Genomic DNA, 18,345 nt, shown 5'->3' with positions numbered 1-18,345 from the left:
TCTAAATCCCCGGTCAAACCCGCCGAAACCCGGCGCAAAACTTGACTCTGCCCCCCCATCCGCCCATATCGCCCACTACAGATTTCGGCCATCACGGCCTGACAAATAAAAGGCAGTTACATGACCGAAAAGCAGAAAGATGGCCTGTGGGAGAACGTCAAAACGATCTTCTGGGCGCTGATCATCGCCGGGATCTTCCGCACCCTGTTCTTTCAGCCCTTCTGGATCCCCACGGGTTCGATGAAAGACACGCTCCTGATCGGTGATTTTCTGTTCGTGAACAAGATGGCCTATGGCTATTCCAAACACTCCTGCCCGTTCTCAAGCTGCCCGATTTCGGGCCGTATCCTTGGCTCGGAACCTGAACGCGGTGACGTCGTCGTCTTCCGCCATCCGACCCTTGGCACCGACTATGTGAAACGTCTGGTCGGCCTGCCGGGCGACAAGATTCAGGTGAAGAACAGCGTGCTGTGGATCAATGGGGAAGAGGCCAAGCAGGTGCCTGATGGCATGTTCTCGGAAACCAAGCTGCCGCAGGGCCGCTTCCGCACCATTCCGCAATGTATCAACCGTCCGGTTGGTGAAGGCGGCGAGTGCCTGAAAGAGAAATTCATCGAGACCCTGCCCGGTGGTGTATCGCACTCGATCCTGAACTTCGCCAATCGCAGCGTCGACAACACCAACGTGTTCACCGTACCCGAAGGTCATTACTTCTTCATGGGTGACAACCGCGACAACTCGATCGATAGCCGCGTTAGCCCGAACGCAGGCGGCGTGGGCTTCGTGCCCGCCGAATACCTGCTGGGTCGCGCCGACCGCATCATGTTCTCGGCGGCGGGCAAACGCCTGTTCTATTTCTGGACCTGGCGGTCCGATCGCTTCTTCAAGGAAATCGAGTGAAGCTGTCCTCTGACCTCCAAGCCTTCACGGCACGTATCGGGTACGAGTTCTCGCAACCCGATCTGCTGATCCGCGCCCTGACGCATGGGTCGATCTCGTCGACGACACGCCCTGACAACCAACGGCTTGAGTTTCTGGGCGACCGGGTGCTTGGGTTGGTCATGTCCGAAAAGCTTCTGGCCGACGATCCCAACGCGCCCGAAGGCACGCTGGCCCCGCGCTATAACGCGTTGGTGCGCAAGGAAACTTGCGCAGATGTCGCCAAGCAGATTGATGTGGGCGCCGTCCTGAAACTGGGGCGGTCCGAGATGAAGACCGGCGGGCGCCGCAAGCTGGCGCTGCTGGGCGACGCGATGGAAGCCGTCATTGCTGCCGTCTATCTGGATGGCGGGTTGGACCCGGCGCGGGACATGATTCTGCGTCTGTGGGGCGACCGTATCCACAAGGTCGAGGCCGACGCCCGCGACGCGAAAACAGCCCTGCAAGAATGGGCGCAGGCGCGTAAGATGGCCGTGCCGAAATATGTCGAGACATGCCGCGAAGGCCCGGATCATGCACCGGTCTTCACCATCGAGGCACAGTTGCCCGATGGCCGGACGGCACAGGCGAAAGCCAACTCAAAACGGGCCGCCGAACAAGCTGCGGCCAAAGCGCTTCTGGCGCAGGTTGAAGGATAAAAGATGTCGGATGCGAACACACGCGCGGGCTTTGTCGCCCTTATTGGCGAACCCAATGCGGGCAAGTCGACGCTGACGAACTATATGGTCGGGGCCAAGGTCTCGATCGTGACGCATAAGGTTCAGACCACCCGCGCGCGTATTCGTGGCGTGGCGATCGAGGGCGACGCACAGATCGTCTTTGTGGATACGCCCGGCCTGTTCCAACCCCGCCGCCGACTGGACCGCGCGATGGTTGCCGCGGCTTGGGGCGGCGCCTCGGACGCAGACGTGATCGTTCTGTTGGTCGAGGCACATCGCGGTGTCACTGAAGGCGTCGAACGCATTCTGGAAGGTCTGGAAGAGATCGGACAGGGCCGCACCGTCGCTCTGGCGATCAACAAGATCGATAAGGTAGAGGCGCCCGTTCTGCTGGCTCTGACCAAAGACCTGAACGACCGCTACAACTTCGCAGAAACCTTCATGATCTCGGCCGAGAAAGGCCATGGTGTGAAAGACCTGCGCAAGTGGCTGGCCGAGCGACTGCCCGAAGGTCCGTGGCTGTATCCGGAAGATCAGATCGCCGATCTTCCGATGCGAATGATCGCAGCCGAAATGACCCGTGAAAAGCTGACCCTGCGCCTGCATCAGGAACTGCCCTATCAGCTGACGGTCGAGACCGAGAATTGGGAAGAGCGCAAAGATGGGTCCGCCCGCGTGGACCAGATCATCTATGTCGCGCGTGACGGCCACAAAGGCATCATTCTTGGTAAGCGCGGCGAAACGATCAAAGCCGTCAGCCAATCGGCCCGCGCCGAGCTGGAAGAGTTCATGGGCCGCAAAATCCACCTGTTCCTGCAGGTAAAAGTGCGCCCGAACTGGCTTGAGGAAAAAGAGCGCTATTCGGAAATGGGGCTCGATTTCCGCGACGGGAATAAGTGATGCGCCTGACGGCGGATGTCTGGGTCTCGGCCTATCTGACGCGGCTGCGCCTGTCTGACATTCCGGCCTTCGTGACCCAAAAGGGTGACGCGACCGCAGGGGCTGTTCTGGTCAAGATGAACACTTTGGACGGGCAAGCCGTCGCCTATCAACGCAGCTTCGATCTGATGACGGGCGAGCGGTGCTGGATGGTTCTGTCCGAGGGCATTGAAGCAGATGTGGACGCGGCCCTGACGCGCCAAAAAGGCTTTGACCCGGATCTCTGGATCATTGAAGTCGAGGACAAGCAAGGCCGCCATCTTCTGGACGAACCGGGGCTTTCCGACTGACACAGACCCCGCTAGGCTGCGTGCAGGAGGGTCGCGATGGATTGGCGAGATCAAGGGGCGTTGCTGTCCGTGCGCAAGCATGGAGAAACCTCTGTCATCATTGATGTTTTCACCGCCGAACACGGTCGTCACGCGGGCGTGGTGCGCGGAGGCGTTAGCCGCAAGATTGCCCCAACCCTGCAGCCCGGCGCGCAGCTGGACGTTACGTGGCGCGCAAGGCTGGAAGAGCATATTGGCAGCTATACGGTCGAGCCTCTACGCAGTCGCGCGCTGGTTCTGTCAGATCGCACTGCGCTGGCCGGCTTGAATGCGATTACGGCTCTGTTGGCCTATGCGCTACCCGAGCGTGAGCCGCATCCTGTGCTCTATGACCGCACCCAATCCATGCTAGACCTACTGGGGGTCAACGAAGCGTGGCCCACGGCCTATTTGAAGTGGGAGCTGGCGCTGCTGGAGGAGTTGGGCTTTGGCCTCGATCTGACTGAATGTGCTGTCACCGGGGCGCGCGATGATTTGGCCTATGTCTCGCCCAAAACGGGGCGGGCGGTGTCTGCCGAAGGGGCGGGGGACTGGGCGGACCGTTTGCTGCCTTTGCCGCCCGAGCTATTGGGCGTGGGCGATGGGGCACTGTCGAACGTGCTGGACGGGCTGGTGACCACCGGGCATTTCCTAACCCACGGCATTGCCCATGCGCTTGGCGACAAGCCCCTGCCAGAAGCGCGGGCGCGGCTTTTGGATCGGCTGCGGCGTGATGCGGTCAACGCGGCGCGCTTGTAAACACCATCTCGCGCCCGGCTTGGTTGGACAGGATCAGGGTTCCGCCGGATACCTCGGCGATGCTCATGTCAGAAAGGGCCGCAAAAAAAGCGGATTCGGCGTTCAAATCTGCACAGGCGCGTTTGGTTGACAGGATGAGCCCGGTTTCGAACCACGGATAGGGCGCGGTTTGGGTGCCGGAATAGCTGTTGCACGGCGCTTGGCCCGCGATTCGACCTTTTTCGGGAAAAGTGAGCGTGGCACTGGCCTGAAAGGCGGTGCCATCAAGCTCGACCAGCGACCAGATTGCACCTGCATCTGCATAGCCCGAGATCGTTTCGTCCTTGCAGGCGGACAGAAGAAGGGCGGCGGCGGGGATCAGGAACAAAGCTTTCATAGCAGAAAGATGGGGATGCTGGCCCGCGATTGCCAGTATTAGGCGTCGCGCAGGGCCAGAAGGGCGGCTAAAAGCGTGCTCATGGCGTCTTTGTTATCGGTTCCGTCCTTGGCCGATAGCGTTCCCATACCGATATACGCGCCGTAGATCAGACGGGCGAAATCGGGATTGCTGAGGTCAAGGTCGGCCAGAATGCCCTGAAGGTAGTCCAAGCGTTTTTGATCTACACGCTCGACAACATACGCAGCGGTATGGTTGCTTTGCGCCCACGCCCGGATCGCAGGTTCTACGGCATCACCCCCGTGTTCCGGGGCTGCCGAGGTCGAGATCTCGCCCAGCATATACAACTTGCGCACGGGATCCGCTTCTTCGTCCAGAAAGCGGGAGATGTCGTCGACGGCGCGGGTTTCCCATAGCTCTAGCATCTGGGACTGGAAGCTCGCTACATCATTGAAATGCCAGTAGAATGATCCCTTGGTCGTGCCAAGCTCGCGCGCCAAAGGTTCAGCTTTCAGCGCTTGCGGGCCAGACCGTGCAAGGGCGCGAAACCCTGCCATTAGCCAGCTTTCCGTGCTTAGTCTCTCTTTGGTTTCAGCCATAGTTTCAGCGCTCCATACGCTAGCGTATTGATAAGCTACCCGCCGCGTGCACCATACGCAAGCGTATTGATGCGACGGAGGGCGCTATGCAGGTATTCATTTTGGGACTTACGTATCTAATCTTGTTGGGGGCTGGCTTGGCACACGTGTTGTGGGCCTTGGGCGTCTGGTGGCCCATCTGGGACGAGCAACGCTTGGCGCGCACAGTGGTCGGCGCGCCTGGGATCACCAAGATGCCGCCCGGCTGGGCCTCGGCGCTGGTGGCCGCTGCCTTGGGCGTATCTGGGATCGTGCTGTTTGGACTTACGCAGGGCATGGCTGTCATTCCCGACCGTTTGCTGGTCTGGGCAGGCTGGGCCTTGGTCGCAGTGTTTGGTCTGCGCGGGCTTGCCAGCTATGTTCTGCCGCTGTTCAGCGTGAGGATGGAAGAGCCGTTCGCACGGCTCAACCTGATGTTCTATGGCCCGCTCTGCCTGATCTTGGCAGCGGGGTTTTGGTCGGCGCTTTAGCCCAGCAGGCGGCGCGCGATGACCTGTGCCTGAATTTCGGCAGCACCTTCGAAGATGTTCAGGATGCGGGCGTCGCACAGCACGCGGCTGATCTGGTATTCCAGCGCGAAGCCGTTGCCGCCGTGGATCTGCAAAGCGTTGTCGGCACAGGCCCATGCGATACGTGCACCCAGCAGCTTAGCCATGCCAGCTTCAAGGTCACAGCGATGGCCGTGGTCCTTTTCCCAAGCCGAGAAATAGGTCAACTGACGCGCGATCATGATCTCGACCGCCATCATGGCCAGCTTGTTGGCAACGCGGGGGAAGTTGATCAGCGACTTGCCGAACTGCTTGCGGTCTTCGGCGTATTGCATGCCGATTTCCAGCGCGTTCTGGGCCACACCGATGGCGCGGGCTGCGGTCTGAATGCGGGCTGCCTCGAAGGTTTTCATCAGCTGCTTGAAGCCTTGACCTTCAACGCCACCCAGCAGGTTCTCGCCCTTCACTTTGAAACCGTCAAAGCCCAGCTCGAATTCCTTCATACCGCGATAGCCCAGCACCTCGATCTCGCCGCCGGTCATGCCTTCGGTCGGGAACGGGTTCTCGTCGTCGCCGGGGGTCTTCTCGGCCAGGAACATCGACAGGCCGCGGTGGTCTGTGCTGTTCGGGTCGGTGCGTGCCAGCAGCGTCATCACGTGGGTCCGCGCAGCGTGGGTGATCCAGGTTTTGTTGCCGGTCACTTCATAGTCGCCGTCAGCGTTCTTCACCGCACGGGTGCGCAGCGAGCCAAGGTCCGAGCCGGTGTTGGGTTCGGTGAACACAGCGGTCGGCAGGATCTCTGCGCTGGCCAGCTTGGGCAGCCAGTGTTGCTTTTGTTCCTCGGTGCCGCCGGCTTCGACCAGTTCGGCTGCGATTTCCGAGCGGGTACCCAGCGAGCCAACACCGATATAGCCGCGCGACAGTTCTTCCGAGACCACAACCATCGAGGCTTTCGACAGGCCCAGCCCGCCGTATTCCTCGGGGATGGTCAGGCCGAAGACGCCCATTTCCGCCAGCTCTTCCAGAATTTCCAGCGGGATATAGTCATCCTTCAGGTGCCATTCATGGGCGTTCGGGACGACGCGTTCGTCCGCATAGCGGCGGAACTGCTCGCGGATCATCTCCAGCTCTTCGTCCAGACCGGTGGCGCCGAAAGTGGCGTGGCCTGCATTGTCTTGCATCAGCTCGACCAGACGGGTGCGGGCGGCTTGGCTGTTGCCGTTGGCGATCAGAGTGTTGATCGCATCCGTGTCCAACGCGGCGCCATCGACGCCCATGTCAGCCAGACGCGCCATTTCGTTCTGGCTCATCATCATGCCGCCCTTCATCTGGGCGAGGTATTCGCCAAATGCGATCTGCAGGATCAGCTTTTCCATCTCGCCCAACTGGCCGTTGTCAGAAAGGCGACCGGCCCACGCGTTCATCTGGCGCAGGCTTTCGGCATAGGTGGCCAGCCACGACAGGGCGTGGGCGGCGGCTTGGTGTTCTTCCAATTTCGCGCCCGATACGCGGTCGCCATCCACGACCCGCGCGCGGACATTTTCCTTGGCGGCGTCAAACGTTGCTTCAACCGGGGCAAGGGCCGCACCGGTCAGGTCAAGAAGGTTGTCGATCAGGGCGCTGGTCATAAGAAACTCCTGTCACATGCGGCCGGGATTCGGCTGCTCATTTTGCGTCTGCAGAGAGATAATCCTTTTGCAGGTGCAGCGCAATAAAAATACGCCAGAAACCTGAATTGCGAACATATATAACGCAGCAGGGTTTTGCGTGCTGCCGGTATTTTATTCCGCTAGAAGGGATGTGAAGTGGAGAACGCGCATGGGAATTCTGGCTGAATTAAGTTTGTCGACGCTTGGTTTTGCCGTCGCCATCACGTTGTTTGCGGGATTTGTGAAGGGTGCGGTTGGCTTTGGGTTGCCGCTGATCATGATTTCCGGGCTGGCCACGGTCATGCCTGCCGAAATCGCCTTGGCCGCGCTTATTATCCCCACTGCCACCACCAATGTCCGGCAGGCGCTGCGCCAAGGGGCCGGCGCTGCGTGGGAGGTTATAAAGAAGTTTCGCGTCTACCTGTTCGGACTGTTCGTAACCCTGATCATCAGCGCACAGATGGTGCTGTTCCTGCCGCAACGTGTGTTCTTCATCCTGATCGGTGTTCCGATTGTGCTGTTCTGTCTGATGCAGTTGCGTGGCTGGGTGCCAGCGCTTCGCCCGGAAAACCGTGTGCGGGATGAAAGCATCATCTCGGCGATTTCTGGACTGGTCGGAGGGATTTCGGGCGTGTGGGGGCCGCCCTTCGTGGCCTATCTGACCGCGACGAATACTTCGAAGACCGAGCAGATGTTGGCGCAGGGCGTAGTCTATGGATTCGGTGCGATGGTTCTGGTGGGCGCGCATATGCAGTCGGGTGTCTTTAATGCGCATACGGCGCCTCTATCTGCGGCCATGTTGATTCCGGCGTTTCTGGGAATGGGGCTGGGCTATCGTCTGCACGACCGGATGCCGCAGAAGACCTTTAAGCGGGCAACGCTGATCGTGCTGACGGTGGCTGGGCTGAACCTGATCCGGCGCGGGCTAATGGGTTAAGCGATCAGCGCGGGCCAGAGGGCTGCATTCTGGCGACGGAACGCATCGGTATGGCCCACTTTCCGCAGACCGAAGTCTTTCGGGTGAAGGGTGACGTGGTCGGTCGGGCTTCCGGGGTAGAGATCGGCCAGACGCGCCACAGCGTTGGGCGGCACGGATTGATCATCCGACAGCGACACCATGCGCACCGGACAGGTCAACGCAGCCTCGGGCGCGGCTGGAACCGAGCTATCCGAGGCAAAGAAGCCGGGCGTCGTGCACCAGCGTTTCCATTGTTTAAAAACCGGGCCGGGGATGTCTGTGCCTAGGCCCGACAGTTGCGCAGAGACATAGCCGAAGGTTGCGACCGAGCTCGGTCCGACCCCAAACCAGAGTGCCCTCACCATGGCCTGATAGGGCCACGGGTGATCGCAAGTGTGCACGGGGCCCGAGCAGACGGTGATCACGCGGGAAATCTCGTCCGTGCGAGATTGGCGGGCCAGAAGAAGCCCACCCAGTGAATGCCCCATCACCCAGATCGGCAAGCCGTCTGCGCGTGCCGAGACCCAATCACGCGCGGCTTGGGTGTCGTGCAGGCCCCAGTCCAACATGTTGGCGGTGACATTCTTGACGTGCCCCCGGGCCGAGGTCGCGAAGTCGCGGTAGTCATAGATCAGGCACGAAACGTCCTGCGTCTCGGCCAGCCACGCGGCGAAGTGGCGATAGAACCGGTGGGGCACCCCGGTCGCGCCGTTCAGAACCGCGACGGCTCGCGGGGTGGCGGCCTCGAAGAATGTGCCAGTCAGCGGGGCGGGGCCATCTATGGTGACAGTCTGGGTCATAGGCGCATGCAAGCGCAAAGCTTACGTTCGCGTAAAGCATGACTGCGCGTAAGGTCGCATGCTTAATGTCATGGCGCGTCACCCCAAAAGAAAACGCCCCGGCGATGAACCGGGGCGTTTGTCTTAGTCTGTTTTGCGGCTTAGCCGATGGCGACGGCTTTCACGTCGTCATCAATGTCGCCTTCGTACTGAACGAAGTTGTCCGCGAACATTTTGACCAGCTTGGCAGCCTGCGCGTCATAGGCTGCAGCATCCTGCCAAGTGCGGCGCGGATCCAGAAGCAGGTCGGCAACGCCTTCCACCTTGACCGGAACCTCGAAGCCGAAGTTGTCGTCTTTGCGGAACTTGGCATCGGCCAGCGACCCGTCCAGAGCAGCGGTCAGCAGCGCGCGGGTGGCGCGGATCGGCATACGCGAGCCGGTGCCGTAGGCACCACCGGTCCAGCCGGTGTTCACCAGCCAGCAGGTTGCACCGTGCTTGGCGATCTTGTCACGCAGCAGCGCGCCGTACTCGGCCGGGCGGCGCGGCATGAAGGGCGCACCAAAGCAGGTCGAGAAGGTCGGCTCGGGCTCGGTCACACCTTTTTCGGTACCTGCAACCTTCGAGGTGAAGCCCGACAGGAAGTGATACATGGCCTGTGCCGGCGTCAGGCGCGCGATCGGAGGCAGAACACCAAATGCATCACAGGTCAGCATGATGATGTTCTTGGGGTGACCGCCAATCGCCGTTTTCGACGCGTTCGAGATATAGTGCAGCGGATAGGCGCAACGCATGTTGGCCGTCAGGCTGTCATCTTCGAAATCCAGTTCCTTGGTCTCTTCGTCATAGACCATGTTCTCGATCACGGTCGCGAACTTCTGGGTCGTGGCGTAGATTTCCGGCTCGGCTTCGGCCGACAGGTTGATGGTCTTGGCGTAGCAGCCACCTTCGAAGTTGAAGGTGCCGGTGTCCGACCAGCCGTGCTCGTCATCACCGATCAGTGTGCGCTCGGGATCTGCCGACAGGGTGGTTTTGCCGGTGCCCGACAGGCCGAAGAAGACGGCGGTGTCGACCGGGTTGCCGGTGGCGTGGTTGGCCGAGCAGTGCATCGGCATGATGCCTTTTTCGGGCAGCATGTAGTTCAGCAGGGTGAAGACCGACTTCTTGTTCTCACCAGCGTATTCAGTGCCGCCGATCAGGATCAGTTTGCGGTCGAAGTTCAGCGCGATCACCGTTTCCGAACGACAGCCGTGACGCTCGGCGTCAGCGTTGAAGGTCGGGCAGTTGATGATGGTGAACTCGGGTTCGAACTCGTCCAGCTCGTCGCGGTCGGGGCGACGCAGCAGGTGACGGATGAACAGGTTGTGCCAGGCCAGTTCCGAAACCACGCGCACATCCAGGCGGTGGGCCGGGTCGGCGCCGCCATACAGATCCTGAACGTAATAGTCGTTGCCCTTCATGTGCTCCAGCATGTCCTCGTACAGGACATCGAACTTGGCCGGATCCATCGGCGGGTTGTTTTCCCACCAGATGTGCGGCTCGACGCTGGGGGTTTTGACGACGAATTTATCCTTGGGAGAACGGCCCGTGTGCTTGCCGGTCTCGACCAGGAAGGTCCCGCCTTGTCCAAGCTTGCCCTCGCCGCGGCCCAGTGCGGCTTCGATCAGAGCTGGCTCCATCAGGTTGTAATAGACATTGCCCAGCCCGGTGATGCCTTGATCTTCCAAGCGGCGTGCTGGGTTTACCCGTCCAGTGGTCATTTATTTGCTCCTGTCGCCGGTCCGTCTGTAACTCCCCGGCGTATCTGTTTCACATGAGAGCGCAGGCAAAACACCCGCACGCCAACCCTCATGTGAACGAGGGCCGGTGACCGGCCTATAGCACGACTGCTTTCTGATGGAACAGCACGCATTGTCGCGTTAGCGCAAGCAACACTGTGTTTGCGCAACCAATAAGTTTCGTATGCGAAATAAACGGCAGATACATTCGCGTTGATTTCCGGGCGACGACGTAAGAAAGCTGCGCGCCTCAGGCCCGAATCGCAATTCTCAGTTGATTCGCCACTGAGAACGCGAGAATATGTTAAGAAGAGTTCATGAATGAACGTGGCTCGAGCAGTGCGAGGAAACCCAATGTCTAGGATTGCCTTGGTTGATGATGACAGAAACATTCTGACGTCAGTGTCTATTACACTTGAAGCTGAAGGGTTCGAAGTCGAAACCTATAATGACGGTCAAAGCGCGCTGGACGCATTTGCCAAACGCCTGCCGGACCTTGCGGTCTTTGACATCAAGATGCCGCGCATGGACGGGATGGATCTGCTGCAACGTGTGCGCCAGAAAACCTCGACCCTGCCGGTGATTTTCCTGACCTCGAAAGACGATGAGATTGACGAGGTGCTTGGCCTGCGTATGGGCGCCGACGACTATGTCACCAAGCCCTTCAGCCAGCGTCTGCTGGTCGAACGCATCCGCGCGCTGCTGCGCCGGCAAGAGGTGATCGCAAGCGACGATGCGGGCGAAGTCGAAGACGGGCGCGTGATGGAACGCGGCGAGCTGCGCATGGACCCGCTGCGCCATGCTGTGACGTGGAAAGGTCAGGACGTCTCGCTGACCGTCACCGAGTTTTTGTTGCTGCAAGCCTTGGCCCAACGCCCCGGCTTCGTGAAAAGCCGCGATCAGTTGATGGACGTGGCCTATGATGATCAGGTCTATGTGGATGACCGGACCATCGACAGTCATATCAAACGGCTTCGGAAGAAAATGCGCACTGCGGATTCGGACTTCTCGGCTATCGAAACGCTTTACGGCATCGGATACCGCTACAACGAAGAATGACGCGCATGCTGTTTGCATCAAGCCGGAAGCAAAAGCGCGAGAAGGCCCAAAGCACCCCACCTGAAGGTGACGTAGACCTGAGCGAAGACTGGATGTCGTCTCAGGACGACTATGATGACCTGTTTCCAGATGCCAAGGCTGAGCGCCGGCTGATTTCGATCAACCGCTCGCCACTGGCACGCAAGATCATCACGTTCAACTTGCTGGGTCTGGTGATCCTTGTGGCAGGTGTTCTGTACCTGAACCCGTTTCGTGACAGCCTTCTGTTTCAACGCGAACGTGGTCTGGTGGTCGAAGCCGAGCTGATCGCCGATGTGTTCGAGGCGCAGCTTTCGCAGGGCGAGGAAGCCGCGCGCATTGTCGAAGAAACCCTGTCGGAAGCCACGGACAGCGTCACCGGAGACGTCGAGGTCGAGCAGGAAACGATCGACACGTTGGAAACCGATCTGGCCGAGACCGCGCCGTCCGATTTCGCCAAGACCCTGTCCAACCTGCACCTGCCAGTCGGTCTGGAAGTGTTCGTGTTTGACGATGCCGAAAACCTTGTCGCCACCACCGTAGGGCGGGATCGCGGAGAGAAGACCCCGGTCAACGGGCTGCAACGCGATATCGGCTCGACCGTGATTACGGATCTGCTCAACTCGGTGTGGGAGGCGACCTCGGGCTTCGCAGACACCGGGCGCGGGCTGGATCAGCCGTTGGACACGGAAAGCATGGCGCGCAGCCTGTATTTCCGCGCGATGCTGGGGGCCACGCAGGTGGCGAACGGGGTTGATAAGAACAGCGGCACGGTCTTTTCGGTGGCGACGCCGATCTTGGTGGATGGTGCGCCCAAAGGGGTGGTGGCGATCACCAGTGCAGCGGGCGAGCTGGATCTGTTGGTCCGTGCCGAGCGCGAACAACTGCTGCAAATGTTCGTCATCGCCATTCTGGTCTCGATCGGCCTAAGCCTTGTGTTGGCGTCAACCATCGCGAACCCCCTGTCGGATCTGGCACGGGCGGCCGAGCTGAGCGGCGAGAACGATCCGCGCAACGTCAAAACCCGCCGGGTGCGCATTCCTGATATGACCGGCCGACCGGATGAAATCGGGCGCCTGTCCGGGGCGCTGCGCGGCATGGTCACCGCGCTTTATGATCGCATTGATGCCAACGAACAATTCGCTGCCGACGTGGCGCACGAAATCAAGAACCCGTTGGCCAGTCTACGGTCTGCCGTGGGTACGCTGCGCCTTGCCAACAAGGACGAGCAGCGCGAGCGGTTGCTGGATGTGATTGAACACGACACCCGCCGCTTGGACCGTCTGGTCAGTGACATCTCGAACGCCTCGCGTCTGGATAGCGAACTGGTGCGCGAGGACGAAGAAGAGTTCGATCTGCTGCGCATGCTGCGCAGCCTCTCGGATTATCTGGGGGGCGAGGCCCAGAACAAGGGCGTCGATTTCATTACTGATCTGCCCAAGAATCCGATCATGATCAGCGGGCTAGAAGCACGTCTGGCGCAGGTGTTCGTAAACCTCATCACCAACGCACTCAGCTTCTGCGAAAGCGGGGATGCGATCCGCGTTTGGACTCGTCGCCGCGAAAATCGTGTGCTGGTGGTGGTCGAAGACACCGGCCCCGGCATTCCCGATCAGGCGCTGGGCAAGATTTTTGAACGTTTCTATTCCGAACGACCGCAGAACCAATTCGGCAACAACTCGGGTCTTGGTCTGGCGATCTCGAAACAGATCGTCGAGGCACATGGCGGGGTGATCTGGGCCGAAAACATCCGGCCCACCGACGCGGATCTGACCTCGGAACCGCTGGGCGCACGGTTCGTGGTCGGGCTGCCCGTATGAGCGACACAGACGTCACCGCCCGCTATCACGCCACGACAGTGGCCGTTGGGGATGCGGCGGTGATGATTACCGGCCCGTCCGGATCGGGAAAATCCTCCTTGGCGTTGGAACTGATCGGGTTGGGCGCGCAACTGGTGGCTGATGACCTTAGCCAGATTGTGATGGAAGGCGACACCCCTTTCGTGATCGCCCCACCCGAAATGCCCGGCGTCATTGAAGCGCGCGGCGTTGGCCTGATCAACGTGCCGCATTGTTCGAAAGCGCAGCTGAAGTTGGTGGTCGATATGGGGCAGATCGAGATGGCGCGCCTGCCTGCTTCACCCGCGTTCACAGAAGTTAACGGTTGCGCGATTGAATGCCTATTTTGCGTCGACGCACCTTATTTCGCAATAGCGGTCTTCAACGTGCTGCGTCACGGACGCCACGCCGTTGCAGATTAGGATGGCCGGACTTTGGTCCGTGCTCGAATTGCGTTATATGCCTCGCACGCGCTGCGGGACGCCGGTTCTAAGGGAATGGCAATGACGGATAGTAAAACGAAATCTGGGCAGAAGATCGTGCTGGTGACCGGCCCGTCCGGGGCTGGGCGCACCACCGCGATCCGTGTGCTGGAAGACATCGGGTACGAGGTGATCGACAACCTTCCGATGTCCCTGATCGACCGCGTCTTGTCTGGCCCCGCGTTGACCCAGCCCTTGGCGCTGGGCGTGGATGTCCGCAACCGTGATTTCTCGACCGAGATGCTGCTGCAGGTGATCGAAGACCTGCGCGAGGATGACGGCTTTGAGGTCGAGGTCCTGTATATGGATTGCTCGCAGGAGGTGCTGCTGCGCCGCTACTCGGAAACCCGTCGTCGCCACCCGCTGGCCCCCGATGAAACGCCCGAGCTGGGCATCACCCGCGAGATCGAGCTTCTGGTGCCGATCCGAGGCCGTGCAGATGTGTTGATTGATACCTCTGACCTGTCGCCCCACGATCTGAAAGATGAAATCATGCGCTGGCTGTCGGTGTCGGGCGCGGAAGAACTGGCCGTATCTGTGCACTCGTTTTCCTATAAACGCGGGGTGCCGCAGGGGTTGGACATGGTGTTCGACGCTCGGTTCCTGCGCAATCCGCATTGGGAGCCCGCCTTGCGCGCGCTGGATGGGCGCAGCAGTGATGTCGCGGACTATGTCGCGCAGGATCCACGCTTTGCGCAGTTCTTTCAGCAGGTGCAAAACCTTGTCGAATTTCTGATCCCGGCCTTCGGAGAAGAGGGCAAAGCGCACCTTTCGATTGGGTTTGGCTGCACCGGTGGCCAACATCGTTCGGTTGCCTTGGCGGAAAACTTGGCAAAGTCGCTTGCAACCAAGGGATGGCAGGTGTCAATTAGACATCGGGAAATGGAACGCCGCGCCGGGACAGCAGCGGCATCAACATCGAGGATTTAGCGTGATCGGTATCGTGATCGTCGCGCATGGCGGGCTTGCAAACGAATATCTGGCAGCGGTCGAACACGTGGTCGGCAAGCAGCCGGGTATGCGTGCTATTTCGACAGCCGCCGAATGTGATCGCGACGACAAACGGGCCGAGATCGCGGCCGCTGCTGACGCCGTGGATCAGGGCGATGGTGTGGTGATTGTTGTGGATATGTTTGGCGGATCTCCGGCCAATCTGTCGCTGCCCGCCTGCTGCAAATCCGACCGCAAAATCCTGTACGGCGCGAACCTTCCCATGTTGCTGAAACTGGCAAAAACCCGCCATCTGTCGGTCGAGGCCTCAACACAGAAAGCGCTGGCGGCGGGTCGAAAGTATATTGACTGCATTGATGTAAGCGAGGATTGACGCCTAATGAGTACGAACCGAGAGCTTGAGATTATCAATGTGAAAGGTCTGCATGCACGGGCCTCGGCGAAGTTTGTCGACACAGTTGAAAACCATGATGCCCGTGCGCGTGTGTCCAAGGATGGGCTGGATGCGGATGGCGATTCGATCATGGGTCTGTTGATGCTGGCGGCCTCGCAAGGAACAAGCATTCAGGTCGAAACCTCGGGCCCCCAAGCGTCCGAGCTGATGGACGCGCTGGAAGCATTGGTCGCCGACAAGTTCGGCGAAGGCATGTAAGCTCTGACAAAGGGCAAAGGTGAACGAACGTGACGCATGACGCGGAAACTCCTATGGCAGAGGCCAACTCGACGGCTCCGGTCCAGCAGCAGTACGACCGGCGCACCCTGACCTATGCCAACTCGTTCAACAATCCCGGGCAGGCGTTGATTATCCGTACCATGGAGTGGATGACTGGCAAGCTGCCCATCCTGCGCATGGTGCGTAAACTAGAGCGCCGTGGCGCGCCCAAGGGGCAGGCGTTCTGGGGTGCCTGTCTGGATGTGATGGGTGTGCAAGTGCAGACCCCGGACGACCAGCTTGCCAATATTCCCGCCGAGGGGCCCGTCGTGGTCGTCGCCAACCATCCGCACGGGCTGACCGACGGGATGGTGCTGGCCGAGCTGATCGGGCGCCGCCGCAATGACTATCGCATCCTGTCACGCTCGGTTCTGGATGGGCTGGACGAGGTTGCCTCGTCCTACATGATTCCGGTGCCGTTTCCGCACGACCCCGAAGCGCAGAAAAAAATGGTCGAGATGCGTGCCGAGGCGATGGCATTTCTGAAGCAAGGCGGGCTGATCACGCTGTTTCCGTCGGGCGTCGTGGCCTCGTCCGATACGCTGATGGGCCCAGCTATCGAACGCGAGTGGAACGTGTTCACGGCGCAGATGATCCGCCGTTCCGGGGCACGCGTTGTGCCGATCTTCTTCCCTGGCGCCAATACGCGCTGGTATCAGATTGCTAACCGCCTGTCGGCCACGATGCGTCAGGGGCTTTTGCTGCACGAGATCGTCAAAAGCTGCAACCGCCCGATCGCGCCCGTTGTTGGCGAGGTTCTGACCGACGAAGAGATGGAGAAGCTGCACTCGGACCCGCGCGGGTTCATGGCGTGGCTTCGGTCGCACACGCTGGCGCTGGCTGGCAAGTGACATGAAAAAGGCCCCAGCGGGGCCTTTTGTGTTTCTGGGGGCTGGCTTGCGGCTTAGCGCGTGGGAACCGGAACCTCTCCGCGATAGTCATAGAAACCGCGCCCGGCTTTACGTCCGACCCAGCCTGCTTCCACATATTTCACCAACAGCGGGCAGGGGCGGTACTTGGTGTCCGCCAACCCGTCATGCAGCACGTTCATGATGGCCAGACAGGTGTCCAGACCGATGAAGTCGCCCAGCTCCAGCGGACCCATCGGGTGGTTGGCCCCGAGCTTCATGGATGCGTCGATCGAGGCAACGGATCCGACGCCCTCATACAGCGCATAGCAGGCCTCGTTGATCATTGGGATCAGGATGCGGTTCACGATGAAGGCGGGATAATCCTCGGCACTGGCGGCGGTCTTGCCCAGCTTTTCCACCACGCCCAGACAGGCCTGATAGGTCGGCTCGTCCGTGGCAATACCGCGGATCAGCTCAACCAGTTTCATCAGGGGCACCGGGTTCATAAAGTGGAAGCCCATGAAACGCTCGGGGCGGTCGGTGCCGCTGGCCAGACGGGTGATCGAGATCGACGAGGTGTTCGAGGTCAGGATGGTGTCAGGCGACAGATGCGGCAAAAGCGTATCGAAGATCTGCTTTTTAAGCGCTTCGTTCTCGGTGGCCGCTTCGATGACCAGATCGGTCGGGCCAAGATCGGGCAGCTTCAATGTGGTGCTAATCCGCCCCATTGCGTCGCTCATGTCCTGCGCTGAAATCAAATCGCGCGAGACCTGACGGTCCATGTTCTTGGTGATGCGAGCAATGGCGGCATCCAGACTGTCTTGGCTAATGTCGTTCAGACGAACTTCGTATCCGGCAAGGGCCAGAACGTGTGCGATGCCGTTGCCCATTTGCCCGGCGCCAATCACGCCCACTGTCTCGATGCTCATATGTATTTCCTTTTGGTCACGCCGCACAGGCATGGACCTGCGTTACGTTTGGTTATGCACAGACTATGCGGCGGGCGGTTGCTGGCGCAAGGGTTAAGCGGGCCTGAAAGAAACATCGCGCATTTTAAGATTAGCAATTTGAAAAGGGTTACGGCCGACACTGTGTCTTGGGTGAAAATGAAAGGGTGGGTGGCATGGCCTATGATATCCTTGGCAAAGGGGCGCTGGACTATTTCCCGTGTCGGTACAAAACGTCGAAAATTCTGTTCCGGGGGCCGAAACGCGATCTCAGCGGGCCGTATGTGGCCGTTCTGGGCGGAACGGAAACCTATGGCCGGTTTATGGCCCATCCCTATCCGGAATTGTTAGAGGCGCAGCTGGGACGCGCTGTGGTGAACTTCGGCTGTCCGAATGCCGGTTTGGACGTGTTTCTGCATGACCCGGTTCTTCTGAAATTGTGCAACAACGCTACGGACATCGTGATCCAGCTACCGGGGGCGCAGAACTTGTCCAATCGGTTCTACGCGGTCCATCCGCGCCGGAACGATCGGTTCTTGCGGGCATCCAGCATGCTGAAATATCTGTATCCCGAGTTGGACTTTACCGACTACCACTTCACGGGGCACTTGATTGGGGCACTACAATCCACGTGTCCGCAACGGTTCGAAGTGGTGCGAAAAGAGCTGCAGCAGGCGTGGGTCGGGCGGCTGAAAGGGTTGATGTCACGGCTGGACAAGCGCGCGACGCTGGTCTGGATGGCAGACCACCAGATTGGGCGCCTTGCGGGCGATGCAATGGGGTCGGATCCTCTGTTCGTGGATCAAGCCATGATCGACGATGTCCGCCCCTATGCGCGTGATCTGGTCAAGGTCGTGCCGACGCCTGACGAAATTGAAGCCGGACAACAAGGGCTTGTACATTCCGAGATGGACGCCGCCGCAGCCCAGATGATGCTGGGAACGCTGGCGCATGAACGGCTTGCCAACAAACTTCTGGCCAGCTTGTCGACTCACAGGGTCTGAAACGGAAAAGGCCCGCCGGGTGGGCGGGCCTTTCGTGTCTTTTGCGATGTCCGATCAGACGGCGTCGGTCAGGGCCGGCACGGCGTCGAACAGGTCGGCAACCAGACCGAAGTCGGCAACCTGGAAGATCGGCGCCTCTTCGTCTTTGTTGATCGCAACGATGATCTTCGAGTCTTTCATACCAGCCAAGTGCTGGATGGCGCCCGAGATGCC

Annotated in this window: 21 protein-coding genes and 1 pseudogene; 15 read left to right on the top strand and 7 right to left on the bottom strand. The window is 59.9% G+C overall.

What is annotated here, in order from left to right; translation table 11 throughout:
* Positions 1 to 120 precede the first annotated feature (120 nt).
* The 5 genes from lepB to recO are packed head-to-tail and all read left to right on the top strand — an operon-like array spanning position 121 to position 3,604.
* Positions 121 to 900, top strand: coding sequence for a signal peptidase I (lepB, locus tag Q0677_RS00110; protein ID WP_298904610.1), 780 nt, complete (start codon positions 121 to 123; stop codon positions 898 to 900).
* Positions 897 to 1,577 (top strand): ribonuclease III, encoded by a 681-nt coding sequence (rnc, locus tag Q0677_RS00105; protein WP_298904607.1) that lies wholly within the window; start codon positions 897 to 899, stop codon positions 1,575 to 1,577. The genes lepB and rnc overlap by 4 nt, the downstream gene beginning before the upstream one ends.
* Positions 1,578 to 1,580: 3 nt before the next feature.
* Positions 1,581 to 2,498: a GTPase Era gene (gene era, locus Q0677_RS00100; RefSeq protein ID WP_298904603.1), complete on the top strand. Its 918-nt coding sequence runs from the start codon at positions 1,581 to 1,583 to the stop codon at positions 2,496 to 2,498.
* Complete coding sequence (locus Q0677_RS00095; protein ID WP_298904600.1) at positions 2,498 to 2,827, top strand: DUF1491 family protein; 330 nt, start codon at positions 2,498 to 2,500, stop codon at positions 2,825 to 2,827. Before era ends, Q0677_RS00095 begins: the two co-directional genes overlap by 1 nt.
* Before the next feature lie 36 nt (positions 2,828 to 2,863).
* Complete coding sequence (gene recO, locus Q0677_RS00090) at positions 2,864 to 3,604, top strand: DNA repair protein RecO (protein WP_298904597.1); 741 nt, start codon at positions 2,864 to 2,866, stop codon at positions 3,602 to 3,604.
* Here the strand turns inward: recO and Q0677_RS00085 are convergent.
* Together Q0677_RS00085 and Q0677_RS00080 are read right to left on the bottom strand one after the other, a co-directional pair.
* Positions 3,585 to 3,980 carry an META domain-containing protein gene (locus tag Q0677_RS00085; RefSeq protein ID WP_298904594.1) on the bottom strand — a complete coding sequence of 132 codons (396 nt, stop codon included), beginning with the start codon at positions 3,978 to 3,980 and terminating at the stop codon, positions 3,585 to 3,587. The two genes, recO and Q0677_RS00085, sit on opposite strands and share 20 nt — an antisense overlap.
* A gap of 38 nt (positions 3,981 to 4,018) precedes the next feature.
* Positions 4,019 to 4,579, bottom strand: coding sequence for a TetR/AcrR family transcriptional regulator (locus Q0677_RS00080; protein WP_298904591.1), 561 nt, complete (start codon positions 4,577 to 4,579; stop codon positions 4,019 to 4,021).
* An 86-nt stretch (positions 4,580 to 4,665) separates the two neighbouring features.
* Between Q0677_RS00080 and Q0677_RS00075 the strand changes: the two genes are divergently transcribed.
* On the top strand, positions 4,666 to 5,088 hold the full coding sequence (locus Q0677_RS00075) for a DUF3995 domain-containing protein (RefSeq protein ID WP_298904588.1): 423 nt from the start codon (positions 4,666 to 4,668) through the stop codon (positions 5,086 to 5,088).
* On the opposite strand, the gene Q0677_RS00070 is transcribed toward Q0677_RS00075, so the two are convergent.
* Complete coding sequence (locus Q0677_RS00070) at positions 5,085 to 6,734, bottom strand: acyl-CoA dehydrogenase family protein (protein ID WP_298904585.1); 1,650 nt, start codon at positions 6,732 to 6,734, stop codon at positions 5,085 to 5,087. The two genes, Q0677_RS00075 and Q0677_RS00070, sit on opposite strands and share 4 nt — an antisense overlap.
* A gap of 190 nt (positions 6,735 to 6,924) precedes the next feature.
* Here Q0677_RS00070 and Q0677_RS00065 point away from each other — a divergent pair, with 190 nt between their 5' ends.
* Positions 6,925 to 7,692, top strand: coding sequence for a sulfite exporter TauE/SafE family protein (locus Q0677_RS00065; protein WP_298904582.1), 768 nt, complete (start codon positions 6,925 to 6,927; stop codon positions 7,690 to 7,692).
* On the opposite strand, the gene Q0677_RS00060 is transcribed toward Q0677_RS00065, so the two are convergent.
* A complete protein-coding gene (locus Q0677_RS00060) occupies positions 7,689 to 8,513 on the bottom strand; it encodes an alpha/beta fold hydrolase (RefSeq protein WP_298904579.1) in 825 nt (274 codons plus the stop codon). The genes Q0677_RS00065 and Q0677_RS00060 overlap by 4 nt on opposite strands.
* A 140-nt stretch (positions 8,514 to 8,653) precedes the next feature.
* Positions 8,654 to 10,252, bottom strand: coding sequence for a phosphoenolpyruvate carboxykinase (locus tag Q0677_RS00055; protein ID WP_298904576.1), 1,599 nt, complete (start codon positions 10,250 to 10,252; stop codon positions 8,654 to 8,656).
* A 372-nt stretch (positions 10,253 to 10,624) separates the two neighbouring features.
* Here Q0677_RS00055 and Q0677_RS00050 point away from each other — a divergent pair, with 372 nt between their 5' ends.
* The 7 genes from Q0677_RS00050 (at position 10,625) to Q0677_RS00020 (ending at position 16,181) form a co-directional block, all read left to right on the top strand.
* On the top strand, positions 10,625 to 11,329 hold the full coding sequence (locus Q0677_RS00050) for a response regulator transcription factor (RefSeq protein WP_298904573.1): 705 nt from the start codon (positions 10,625 to 10,627) through the stop codon (positions 11,327 to 11,329).
* A complete protein-coding gene (locus Q0677_RS00045; RefSeq protein ID WP_298904570.1) occupies positions 11,326 to 13,167 on the top strand; it encodes a sensor histidine kinase in 1,842 nt (613 codons plus the stop codon). Before Q0677_RS00050 ends, Q0677_RS00045 begins: the two co-directional genes overlap by 4 nt.
* The gene (locus Q0677_RS00040; RefSeq protein WP_298904567.1) at positions 13,164 to 13,607 is read left to right on the top strand and encodes a serine kinase; all 444 of its coding nucleotides are present in this window, start codon (positions 13,164 to 13,166) and stop codon (positions 13,605 to 13,607) included. The genes Q0677_RS00045 and Q0677_RS00040 overlap by 4 nt, the downstream gene beginning before the upstream one ends.
* Positions 13,608 to 13,688: 81 nt before the next feature.
* Complete coding sequence (gene rapZ, locus Q0677_RS00035; protein ID WP_298904564.1) at positions 13,689 to 14,597, top strand: RNase adapter RapZ; 909 nt, start codon at positions 13,689 to 13,691, stop codon at positions 14,595 to 14,597.
* Position 14,598: 1 nt separating this feature from the next.
* On the top strand, positions 14,599 to 14,991 hold the full coding sequence (locus Q0677_RS00030; RefSeq protein WP_282182360.1) for a PTS fructose transporter subunit IIA: 393 nt from the start codon (positions 14,599 to 14,601) through the stop codon (positions 14,989 to 14,991).
* A gap of 6 nt (positions 14,992 to 14,997) precedes the next feature.
* A complete protein-coding gene (locus tag Q0677_RS00025) occupies positions 14,998 to 15,270 on the top strand; it encodes an HPr family phosphocarrier protein (protein ID WP_298904551.1) in 273 nt (90 codons plus the stop codon).
* 53 nt (positions 15,271 to 15,323) lie between these two features.
* Positions 15,324 to 16,181, top strand: a complete 858-nt coding sequence (locus Q0677_RS00020) for a lysophospholipid acyltransferase family protein (protein ID WP_298904548.1) — start codon at positions 15,324 to 15,326, stop codon at positions 16,179 to 16,181.
* A 53-nt stretch (positions 16,182 to 16,234) separates the two neighbouring features.
* Here Q0677_RS00020 and Q0677_RS00015 read toward each other — a convergent pair whose 3' ends face one another.
* Entirely contained in the window at positions 16,235 to 17,110 is an 876-nt protein-coding gene (locus tag Q0677_RS00015; protein WP_298904545.1) for a 3-hydroxybutyryl-CoA dehydrogenase, read from the bottom strand.
* Positions 17,111 to 17,304: 194 nt separating this feature from the next.
* Between Q0677_RS00015 and Q0677_RS00010 the strand changes: the two genes are divergently transcribed.
* Positions 17,305 to 18,132, top strand: a complete 828-nt coding sequence (locus Q0677_RS00010; RefSeq protein ID WP_298904543.1) for a DUF6473 family protein — start codon at positions 17,305 to 17,307, stop codon at positions 18,130 to 18,132.
* A 54-nt stretch (positions 18,133 to 18,186) separates the two neighbouring features.
* On the opposite strand, the pseudogene Q0677_RS00005 reads toward Q0677_RS00010, so the two are convergent.
* Positions 18,187 to 18,345, bottom strand: a pseudogene (locus tag Q0677_RS00005) (electron transfer flavoprotein subunit alpha/FixB family protein); the annotation flags it as partial.

This window comes from uncultured Aliiroseovarius sp., from assembly GCF_947492455.1.
Taxonomy (GTDB): Bacteria; Pseudomonadota; Alphaproteobacteria; order Rhodobacterales; family Rhodobacteraceae; genus Aliiroseovarius.
This window is presented reverse-complemented; position numbering and strand designations above follow the sequence as displayed.